Raw genomic sequence first — 10,288 nt, 5'->3', positions numbered from 1 at the left:
CGACCTCATGTGTGTATTGCTGAAAGCTTCGACCGTCGTTTCTGCTGTATATGCATGCTCCCCCATCCGCGTGTGCGTACGTGTAGCAACCGTCGAACCGGTGTGTACCGGTACGACATGATTACCACATGTGTGTTTCGGTGGACAGCTCGATCGGGCGCTCAAAAAACGCCGAAGGCCCGCTGTGTCGTTACTCCTCGCGGTACCAGGCGGGGAAGTCCCAGCCGCTGAAGAAGTTCTCCTGCGGGCCGACGATGTCGGCGGCGTACCCGGCACGGCTGCTCGGGAACGCGAGCATCCCCATCGGCTGATCCTCGGCGACCTTCACGAAGATCTCGCTGAGGACCTCCTGGAGCTCCTCGGTGGACTCGGCGTTGTTCGCCTCCTCCCACAGCGACGGCGCGTCCCAGGACGGGACGTAGCCGTACGGGTTGTAGAAGGAGTCCTTGTCGAAGAACACCTCGGCCGTGAGCGGGTTGAGCGGGTAGGTGTTGAGGCCGAACACGACCGTCATGTCCCACGCGTTCTTACTCGTGGCCTCGTCACGCGGACCGGCGTTGTAGGCGCCCTTGGACCACTCGAGCTCGTCGGCGTTCTCGGGGATCTCCTGCTGCCAGTACTGGTTGGAGAACTGCGACCCCTGGATCGCGTTGACCTCGACGACGATCCCGGCGTTCCGCTCGAACTCCTGGGCGATGAACTCCGCCATCGAGCGCTCGGTGTTCTGGCCGGCGCTGTGGTAGAGCGTGAGCGTACACTGGTCGCCCTCGGGGTTGAGGAGGCGGCCCTGGCCGTCGTAGCTGTAGTCGTACTCGACGTTGTCGATCGCTTCCTGGATGCGGCTCTGGGTGGCCTCCTGCCCGTAGAGGTCGCCCGTCCCGTACTCCGGCACGTCGGCGTCGCTCGGGTACCACTTGGACCAGCGCGGCTGCCACGTGTACTCGACGTTCGCGTAGCCGCGGAACACGCCCTCGACGAGCGCCTGCTTGTCGACGGCGCAGCCGAGCCCCTGGCGGAACTTCTTCTCCCGGAACAGGTTGCCCGGGCCGGCGTTCCAGCCGTTCTCACGCATGTTGTAGACGCAGACCTCGTTGTACGGCTGGGGCTGGAGGTACACGTTGACGTTGTCCATGCCGTCGAACTCCTCGACGCGCTCCGGCGGCACCGACGCGTAGTCGGTCTCGCCGGTCTCGAGGGCGCCGAGGCGGGAGGCCTGCTCCTGCACGACCCGGCTCTCGAGAGTCTCGAAGTAGGGCGCGTTCTCGAAGAGCTGGTTGATGTCGGTCGCCTCCTGCATGTAGTAGTCCTCGTTGCGGGTGTACGTCTGCCCGCTGGAGCGGTTCCACTCCTCGAGGGTGTAGGCGCCGAGGTTCCCGGTGAACTCGAGGTTCAGCAGCTCCTGGTCCTCCTGGAGCCCCTGGGAGTCCTCTTCGGCCACGTAGGGCTCGAGGAGCTCCTTCGGGATCGGGTACATCAGCGGGTCGTACGTCGCCGGGTACAGCAGGTTGGCGCTCTCGAGCTCGATCTGGAACTCGAACTCGCCCGTCTGCGTGATGGTGGTCGTCTCCGGCCACGAGCTGGTGGCGGACGTCGCCGCCCAGTCGGACTTGTGGACCTCCTGCACCAGGTAGACGAAGTCCTCGGCGGTGACCTGGCCGTAGTCGCCGCCGAACTGGAGGTTCTCCCGAACCTTCCCCGTCCAGACCTTCCCACCGTCGTCGGTGGTCAGCTCGTAGAGCTGGGGGATCTGTTCGTTACCCGGACCGAACGTGTACCCCATGTCGAGGGCGTAGCCGATCAGCGTACCGGCGCCGGCCTCGGTGTTGAACAGCGGGTTGAGGGTGTCGACAGGGCTCGAGGTGACGGTGTTGTACGTGCCGCCGACCTCGGGGATCTCGACCTCGCCCTCGGGCGTGGCCGTGTCTTCGCCCATCGCGTCGCCCTCGGTGTCGGTCGGTGAATCCGTCGCCGTGTCGGTGCCGTCGCCGCCCGTACAGCCGGCCATCCCGGCTGCACCGGCGACGCCGATGGCCTGCAGCCACCGACGACGGTTGATACCTGGGTTGCTGTCGTCACCACGTCGTCCGTGAGGGTCAGACATGTGGTCACTCTGTTATCAGAAATAGCAGATAAAACTGTCGTTTGGTACCATGGTCCTTTCACTCATGGACCGATGCCGGCCGGGAACTCGTGGATCGACCCCGGGTTCGGTGGCTGTTTCGAAACTATCTACGGCGAAATCTCGAGATTCATCTGACCGCTACTGGCCGCGTACCTCCCACCCCGTGGAGACAGTGGACTGATCGAGCAGTCCCACGAGGCGGGCGTCGACGACGTGGTCATCGTCGGCTCCGAGGCCGAGAGGTGGGTTCCCGCGCCGACCTCTCGGGGGCGACCGTCGTCGAGAACCAGGAGTACGTTGGCGGGCACGCTCTCCTCAGTGCGCGCGTCCGGGTGGCGCAGGCGCGGGACGCCGACGGCCTGCTGCTATCGCCGGTCGACTACCCGTTCGTCCCGGCCGACGTGATCGGCGCCGTCGTCGACGCGTTCGCGACCTCCCGGGCCAGCGCCTCGACGGTCCCGCCGCCGATGGTGCCCTTTGTGTCGCCGTTCTCCCGGACGAGCATCGTCGCCCCCGGCTCGCGGGGGGCGCTCCTCTCGACGTCGGTCACCGTCGCGATCGCGACCGTCTCGCCGGCGTCGGTGAGTTCGGCCGCGCGTCGGTGGACGGCCATCGGTCGGGTTGCGCCGCGCTCCGAACTCAAGTGTGTCGGGGGCGGAACCCCCGCCGAACTGTCGGCTCGTGGCCGCGAACGACCGCCCCTGCATAGCGTGGGAGGTTTATCAGCTGGACCGGTGTTACAGCGTCTCTGTGTGGCGATTTCTAAGAAACTGAGAATCGGCAGCCCCCCATATACTCCCTCGGCCCCATGGTCTAGATGTGATGAGCGAAGTACCCACGACGACCCGACGGCGCGTGTTGCAGAGCATGGGTGCGGCCGGGGCCACGGCGGTCGCCGGCTGCGTCTCAGCCCCGCCAGCCGAGGAGGAGGCGGCGAACACCACCCCGCAACCCCCGAGCATGAACGAGAGCCCCGCACTCGACACCCAGCGCATCGCCGGCAACCCGACCGCGGTCCCGGCGCCGATCGACCGCGACAGCCCGGAGACCGTCAGCGTGGAGATGACCACCCACGAGCAGGTCGCCGAGATCGAGCCCGGCGTCACGTACATGTACATGAGCTTCGACGGCCGGATCCCCGGGCCGATGATCCGGGCCCGCGTCGGCGACCACGTCGAGATGACGATCACGAACGACGAGTCGAACTCGATGCCGCACAACATCGACCTCCACGCGGTGCGGGGGCCGGGCGGCGGCGCCGAGGCGACGATGGTCGCCCCGGGCGAGACGAAGTCGTTCACGTTCAAGGCGACCTACCCCGGGCTGTTCACCTACCACTGCGCCGTCCCGAACCTGGACTACCACATCTCTAGCGGGATGTTCGGCGCGATCCTGATCGAGCCCGAGGAGGGGCTGCCCGCGGTCGACCACGAGTTCTACCTCGGCCAGCACGAGCTGTACACCACCGGCGACGCCGGCGAGGAGGGCCACCACGACTTCGACTTCGAGGCGATGAAGGCCGAGGAGCCGACGTACGTCCTCATCAACGGCGAGAAGTACGCCATCGGCCCCAACGGCTACAACGAGATGGAGATGGAGACCGGCGAGAGCGCCCGGCTCTACTACGTCTCGGGGGGGCCGAACCTCTCCAGTTCGCTCCACCCCATCGGCTCGGTCTGGGACGAGGTCCACCCCCAGGGAGGCATCGGGAGCGACGTGCACCGCAACATCCAGACGACGCCGGTGCCGCCGGGATCGGCGGTGGTCGCGACGCTGCACTCGCCCGTCCCGGGCCCGATCAAGATCGTCGACCACGCGCTCTCGCGAGTCGGCCGGAAGGGCGCGCTGGCGGTCATCGACGTGCAGGGTGAGCCGAACACGGACGTGTTCGACCCCGGTCAGGAGGCGGGCGGCGAAAGCGAGGGCCCCGCCGAGTTCGACGGCTGGTTCGACAACGTCGACAACTACGACGGCGTCGTCGACCGGACCGGCGAGGAGGAGATCACCGTGCAGGTCGGCTCGCAGGCCAACGGCGGCGGGTTCGGCTTCGGCCCCGCCGCGGTCGCGGTCTCCCCCGGCACGACCGTGGTCTGGGAGTGGACCGGCGAGGGCGGCAGCCACGACGTGCAGGCCGACGACGGCAGCTTCGCCAGCGAGATGGTGGGCGACGCCGGCCACACGTTCAGCCACACCTTCGACGAGACGGGGACGACGAAGTACTACTGCATGCCCCACAAGACGATGGGGATGAAGGGCGCCGTCGTCGTCGAGTGACGGGCGTCTCTCCTGCCGAACACCTTTTTCGCGTCGTCGGGCTGCTCGCTCCTTCGATACGTCCTGCCTCCCGCGAGTAGCTATCACTGCGAGTGAATTACCGCGGGAGCAGTAACATTGAGGATGCGCGAAACCGTACGGACGGTCGTAATGAGCTTCGACCTCACTTGGTACGGCCACTCGACCTGGAGCGTCACCGTCGACGACACCGAGTTCCTGATCGACCCGTTCTTCGACACGCCGTTCACCGACACCGACCCGGAGGAGCTGGACCCCGATCACGTCCTGATCACCCACGGGCACGCCGACCACATCGGCGACGCCGACCGCTTCGAGGGGAGCCACTTCGTCTCGACGCCGGAAGTGACGAGCTACCTCGCGGACAACTACGGCGTCGAGCACTCGACGGGGATGAACCTCGGCGGCACCGTCGAGCTCGGCGACGCGTTCGTCACGATGGTGCGGGCCGACCACTCCAACGGGCTCGACACCGACTACGGCGCCAGCGGCGGGATGCCCGCGGGCTACGTGATCAGCGAGACGAAACCCACCCAGGAGTCCGACGCCGACTCGACCGCGTTCTACCACGCCGGCGACACGTCGCTCCACTCCGAGATGAAGGACGTGATCGCGCCGTTCCTCGAGCCCGACGCCGCCGCGGTGCCGGCCGGCGACCACTTCACCATGGGTCCGGCCCAGGCCGCGATCGCGGTCGACTGGCTCGACGTCGACGTGGCGTTCCCGATGCACTACGACACGTTCCCGCCGATCGAGATCGACACCGACGAGTTCGTCCGCGAGGTCAGGGCGACGGGCAGCGACACCGAGGTCGTCGTCCTCGACGGCGACGAGTCGTACACGCTGGCGGAGTAGCCGTCGACGCCCCGGCGCCGGCGACCGGCCGCCCTCGGCCGGGGCAGCAAGATTTAGGCCGCGACCGGACCAACTTCCGGTCGCGATGAGCAAAGAAGTCACCACAGTCTCCGAGGACGGCTACGCTTCCACGACCGAGATCCGCGATTTCTCCGTCGACATCGACCCCGGCGGCGAGTCCGCGCCCGACACGCTGGAGTCGCTGCTGGCGTCCTACGGCGCCTGCTACGTGCCGGCGCTGCGCGTCGGCGCCCAGCAGCGCGACGTGGGCGAGCTCGGCGAGATCGAGCTCTCGATCACGGGCGAGCTCAACGACGACGACAAACTCGACAGCGTCCACTTCGACATCGCCGTCGAGAACGACGTGAGCGACGCCGACGGGCAGGAAGCGATCGACCGCGCGTTCGACCTCTGTAAGGTCCACGACGCGCTCAAGAGTTCGCTCCACGCCGAGACGAGCTTCGAAGGCGACGCGTTCTGAGCCGGCGACTCAGCGCTCGACGGTCGCTTCCCGCTCGCGGTCCGCCGGGGCCGCGTCCCGCTCCCGCCGGTACTCCCCGTAGGTCATCGCCTCGCCGTCGCAGATGACGAGGTCGGTGCCGAGGGGTGACAGATCCGGACCGCGATCCCGGGGCGGCGAGTCGCGGACGACGGGCGGTGTGCTACTTGTACCCATACGTCGACCTTCGAGGGAGACGGCATAAGTCTTTGGCCAGAATCCCCCGCAGCGGACGGGTATCGGTGGTTCTCGGCACCCGCCACTCGGGTGAACCTTTTTGCCCACGGGGGTGTGACCGCCAACCGTGCCGGCGCTCTCAGTCCACCTCAACCGGGACCGCCCTCGCGACATCGACGCGCCGGCGTCGTACGTAGCCGACGGGCCGTTCGACGTAGCGCTGGAGAACCACGGGCAGGGCTCGCACGTCCACGTGAAGCTCGACGAGTCGCTCTCGCGGGCGGCGCGGCTCCGCGAGGACAGCCGCTACGTCGAGCCCGAGGCGACCGCCCGGATCGGCGTCGACGCCCAGCCGCTGTCGGAGCCGGTCACCGGGCAGCTGACGGTGTCGGCCGGGTACGGCGCGGAGACGGCGACGATCGAGCTCCGCATCGAGCCGTCCCGCGCCGGCGGCTACGGGATCGACGTGGACGAGACCCTCGCCAAGCCACAGTCCGAGGCGGGGATCCGGGACCAGCTCGACGCCGAGACGCTCGGGCTGCTGACGCTCGCGGCCGTGGCACTGCTCGCGGCCGTGGGCGTCTCCGTCGTCGTCCAGAGCGCCGTCGTCGTCGCCGCCGCCGCGTTCGTGGCGCTGGTCGCGCTCGTCGGCGTCGTGCTCGCGCTGACCTGAGCCCGCCCCGACGCCCGCGGGTGGATGGACTTTTGACGCCGCCGCCGTTGCGCTCGTGTATGTCCACCGCAGCAGCGACCCGCGACGCCGTCCGCGAGCGGCCGTTCCTCCTGCTCGCGCTCCGCGCGGGCGTGGTCAACTACACCGCCGCCGCCGAGTTCCTCGACACCGGCGAGACCGACTCCGTCGCGACCGCGCTCCGCCGGTTCGCCGACGATCTCCCGCCGCTCGCCCGTCACGACGCCGAGGCCCGCGTCCGCATGGAGAGCGGCGTCGGCTTCGTCGACGACGCGGCCGACGACGCCGACGGCGGACTCCTCTCGATCGGCGGCGTCGCGGTCGTCCCCGACGCCGGCTCGCTGACGGCCGTGATCGCGACGGGCGACGTCGGAACGAGCGCGCTCGGGGCGGTCTGTGGCCGCCTCGACGCCCAGGGCATCGACGCCGAGGCGGCCGCGGTCGCCGACGAAACCCTGCTCGTCGTCGTCGACCGCCGCGCGGGCGTCGACGCGCTGCGGGCGGTCGAGGACGCGCTGTCGGGCGTTCCCGACGCGTCGACGGGGGAGTGAGCCGCGCTTCCGACGGCTTCAAACCGCCGGCTGGAGAAGCGTCCCGCATGACCCTATCGCTGACCGACACGCTGTCGGGCGAGCGCGAGCCGTTCGAGGCGAGCGGCGACTCGGTGCTGCTCTACGTCTGCGGGCTGACGGTCTCGGACGACCCCCACCTCGGCCACGCCCGCCTCTGGGCGCAGGCGGACATCCTCCACCGCTGGCTGGCCCACGAGGGGTACGACGTGCGCCACGTCGAGAACATCACCGACGTGAACGAGAAGATCACGGCCAGGGTGGGCGAGCGCGAGGCGTGGGAGACCGAGGCCGACGTGGCCCGCCACTACACGAACGAGGTGCTGGGCCGGATGCGGGACCTAAACCTGCTGCGCGCTGAAGTGTACCCACGAGTCTCCGAGCACGTACCGGAGATCGTCGCCCTCGTCGAGACGCTGATCGAGCAGGGCCACGCCTACGAGTCGAACGGCTCGGTGTACTTCGACGTGACCTCCTTCGAGGAGTACGGCAAGCTCTCGAACCAGGAGATCGAGTCCCTCGAGGAGCAGGGCGACCCGGACGAGCGCAGCGAGAAGCGCAACCCCGCGGACTTCGCGCTCTGGAAGGCCGGGGGCGTCGACGCCGACGCCGTCGAGGAGCACCGCAAACACGAACACGAGGGCGCCCTCCCCGAGGGGCAGACCTGGGAGTCGCCGTGGGGCGCGGGCCGCCCCGGCTGGCACATCGAGTGCTCCGCGATGTCGATGAACCACCTCGGGGACACGCTCGACATCCACATGGGCGGCCAGGATCTCGTCTTCCCGCACCACGAGAACGAGATCGCCCAGAGCGAGGCCGCGACCGGCCAGCGGTTCGCCAACTACTGGCTCCACGTCGGCTTCCTGCAGGCCGGCAGCGAGAAGATGTCCTCCTCGCTGGGCAACTACTTCACCGTCGCCGACGCCGTCCGGGAGTTCGGCGTCAACGTCCTGCGGACGTTCTTCGCCTCCGCGGAGTACCGCTCCCAGCAGGCCTACACGGAGGAGACGATCGAGGAGGCCCGCCGGCGCTGGGAGCGACTCGAGCGCGCCTACGAGACCGCCGTCGAGCACGCCGACGGCGCCGACGCGCTCACCAAAGTCGAGGACGCCGAGTTCCGCGACGACCTGTCCGCCGCCCGCGCGGGGTTCGAGGCGGCGATGAACGACGACCTCAACGCTCGCGAGGCGATGGCCGAACTGCTCGAGGTCGCCACCGCGGTCAACCGCCACGTCGAGGCCGGCGCGCCATACGACTACCGGGCGCTCCGGGAGTCGATCGAGTTCTTCGAGGAGTACGGCGGCGACGTGTTCGGCCTCCAGTTCGGCGACGTGACCGAGGGCGAGGCCGAGATCGCGGAGAGCCTCGTGGAGCTGGTGCTCGACGTGCGCGAGGGGGAGCGCGACGCCGGCAACTACGAGCGCGCCGACGACCTCCGGGACCGGCTGGAGGCGCTGGGCGTCGAGGTCGAGGACGGCGACGACGGGCCGACGTACCGGTTCGACTGACTACTCCTCGCCGGCGTCGGTCGTGAACAGCGCCGTGTCTTCGGGGATCTCGAACAGCCCGAACCGCACGCCGGCGTCGAGCCAGCCGTAGCCGTAGGAGTACGACGCCAGCGCGTTCACGGGGTCGTCGGCCGCCCGGAAGTGACGGCCGTCGTCGAGGTAGGAGTCGGCCATCTCGTACGTCTCGGCGGCGGCCTCGCCAAGCGGGGTGCCCGGCGGCGCCGCGGGCTCGGCGGCGTCGAGGGCGTCGGCGAGCATCTCGCCGTAACGGTCGGTCTTCTCCTCCAGATCGGCGGCCATGGTCGGGCGTCCGGCGCTCGGGCGGTAAGGCTGTCGGAGGCGTCGCCGGGCGCGGTCTTGCACGGACGGCACACCGACAGCAAAACGTACATACCCGCCACCGCCGTACCGGCGACCATGAGCGAGTACGTCGAGGAGGCGGTCGCGCACCGTCGCCTGATCATCGCGGGAACGGGGATCGCCGGGCTGACCGCGGCCATCTACGCCGGCCGGTCGAACAACGAGCCGCTCGTGTTCGAGGGCGACGAGCCGGGCGGCCAGCTCACCCTGACGACCGAGGTCGACAACTACCCCGGCTTCCCCGAGGGGATCTCCGGGCCGGAACTGGTGAACAACATGAAGGAGCAGGCCGAGCGCTTCGGCGCCGAACTCGACCACGGGATCGTCGTCGACGTGACGGGGCTGGGCGAGAGCGACGACGGCAGCGACGCGCCGCCGTTCCGCGTCGAGATGCGCGACGGCGACGTGTACACCTGTGACGCGTTCATCGCCGCCTCCGGCGCCTCGGCGCGCACGCTGGGGGTCCCGGGCGAGGACGAGCTGATGGGGTACGGGCTCTCGACCTGTGCGACCTGCGACGGCGCGTTCTTCCGCGACGAGGACATGCTCGTGATCGGCGGCGGCGACGCCGCGATGGAGGAGGCGAACTTCCTCACCAAGTTCGCGGACACCGTCTACATCGCCCACCGCCGCGACGAGTTCCGCGCGGAGGACTACTGGATCGACCGCATCATGGAGAAAGTCGACGACGGCGAGGTGGAGATCCTCTGGAACACCGAACTGATGGAACTCCACGGCACGCCGGAGGACGGGATCGACCACGCCGCGCTCGTGCGCCACCCCGAGGGCCACCCCAAGGAGAAGTTCGAGGCCGGCGACGACGAGGTCGAGGCGTTCGACATGGACGTGGGTGCGGTGTTCTACGCCATCGGCCACACGCCGAACGCGGGCTACCTCGAGGGCACCGGCGTCGAACTCGACGAGGAGGGGTACATCGTCACCCAGGGCGGCCGCGGCGGCGGCCAGACCACGACCGACGTCCCGGGCGTCTTCGGCGCCGGGGACGTGGTCGACCACCACTACCAGCAGGCGGTCACCGCCGCCGGGATGGGGAGCGAAGCCGCGCTCGACGCCGACGACTGGCTCGAGGAGCGCGAACGTGCGGGCGAACTCGGCGTCGAAGCCGAGGCCGAAGCCGCAGCCGGCGACGACTGAGGGGGTCGCCGAGGCGAGCAGCGGGCGAGGACTAACGGTGTCGCCGAGGCGAGCAGCCGG

At 69.0% G+C, this 10,288-nt stretch carries 11 protein-coding genes and 1 pseudogene; 8 read left to right on the top strand and 4 right to left on the bottom strand.

Features of this window, described 5'->3' with window-relative positions:
- Positions 1-190 precede the first annotated feature (190 nt).
- Both ACP95_RS13120 and ACP95_RS13115 read right to left on the bottom strand, forming a co-directional pair.
- A complete protein-coding gene (locus tag ACP95_RS13120; protein WP_049981635.1) occupies positions 191-2,101 on the bottom strand; it encodes an ABC transporter substrate-binding protein in 1,911 nt (636 codons plus the stop codon).
- A gap of 400 nt (positions 2,102-2,501) precedes the next feature.
- Positions 2,502-2,735, bottom strand: a complete 234-nt coding sequence (locus tag ACP95_RS13115) for an XdhC family protein (RefSeq protein ID WP_049981634.1) — start codon at positions 2,733-2,735, stop codon at positions 2,502-2,504.
- 209 nt (positions 2,736-2,944) lie between these two features.
- Here ACP95_RS13115 and nirK point away from each other — a divergent pair.
- From nirK to ACP95_RS13100, 4 genes and pseudogenes are all read left to right on the top strand, one after another.
- Positions 2,945-4,018, top strand: a pseudogene (gene nirK / locus ACP95_RS13110) (copper-containing nitrite reductase); the annotation flags it as partial.
- The gene (locus ACP95_RS16550; protein ID WP_321163005.1) at positions 4,007-4,396 is read left to right on the top strand and encodes a halocyanin domain-containing protein; all 390 of its coding nucleotides are present in this window, start codon (positions 4,007-4,009) and stop codon (positions 4,394-4,396) included. The pseudogene nirK and the gene ACP95_RS16550, both read left to right, overlap by 12 nt.
- Before the next feature lie 150 nt (positions 4,397-4,546).
- Positions 4,547-5,269: a metal-dependent hydrolase gene (locus tag ACP95_RS13105; protein ID WP_049981633.1), complete on the top strand. Its 723-nt coding sequence runs from the start codon at positions 4,547-4,549 to the stop codon at positions 5,267-5,269.
- Positions 5,270-5,354: 85 nt separating this feature from the next.
- The gene (locus tag ACP95_RS13100; protein ID WP_049981632.1) at positions 5,355-5,750 is read left to right on the top strand and encodes an OsmC family protein; all 396 of its coding nucleotides are present in this window, start codon (positions 5,355-5,357) and stop codon (positions 5,748-5,750) included.
- A gap of 9 nt (positions 5,751-5,759) precedes the next feature.
- Here ACP95_RS13100 and ACP95_RS13095 read toward each other — a convergent pair whose 3' ends face one another.
- Entirely contained in the window at positions 5,760-5,945 is a 186-nt protein-coding gene (locus tag ACP95_RS13095; RefSeq protein ID WP_049981631.1) for a hypothetical protein, read from the bottom strand.
- Positions 5,946-6,072: 127 nt separating this feature from the next.
- On the opposite strand from ACP95_RS13095, the gene ACP95_RS13090 reads away from it, so the two are divergent.
- The 3 genes from ACP95_RS13090 to cysS are packed head-to-tail and all read left to right on the top strand — an operon-like array spanning position 6,073 to position 8,713.
- Positions 6,073-6,618, top strand: coding sequence for a DUF7524 family protein (locus ACP95_RS13090; protein WP_049981630.1), 546 nt, complete (start codon positions 6,073-6,075; stop codon positions 6,616-6,618).
- A 59-nt stretch (positions 6,619-6,677) separates the two neighbouring features.
- Positions 6,678-7,187, top strand: coding sequence for a DUF7523 family protein (locus ACP95_RS13085; protein WP_049981629.1), 510 nt, complete (start codon positions 6,678-6,680; stop codon positions 7,185-7,187).
- A gap of 47 nt (positions 7,188-7,234) precedes the next feature.
- Complete coding sequence (gene cysS / locus ACP95_RS13080; RefSeq protein WP_049981628.1) at positions 7,235-8,713, top strand: cysteine--tRNA ligase; 1,479 nt, start codon at positions 7,235-7,237, stop codon at positions 8,711-8,713.
- Here cysS and ACP95_RS13075 read toward each other — a convergent pair whose 3' ends face one another.
- Entirely contained in the window at positions 8,714-9,013 is a 300-nt protein-coding gene (locus ACP95_RS13075; RefSeq protein WP_049981627.1) for a DUF357 domain-containing protein, read from the bottom strand.
- Positions 9,014-9,130: 117 nt separating this feature from the next.
- Here ACP95_RS13075 and ACP95_RS13070 point away from each other — a divergent pair, with 117 nt between their 5' ends.
- On the top strand, positions 9,131-10,228 hold the full coding sequence (locus ACP95_RS13070) for an NAD(P)/FAD-dependent oxidoreductase (protein WP_049981626.1): 1,098 nt from the start codon (positions 9,131-9,133) through the stop codon (positions 10,226-10,228).
- Positions 10,229-10,288: the final 60 nt, after the last annotated feature.

Source organism: Halolamina rubra (assembly GCF_000739555.1).
Taxonomy (GTDB): domain Archaea; phylum Halobacteriota; class Halobacteria; order Halobacteriales; family Haloferacaceae; genus Halolamina; species Halolamina rubra.
The sequence above is the reverse complement of the archived record's forward strand: the minus strand, read 5'-3'. Positions and strand labels throughout refer to the sequence as shown.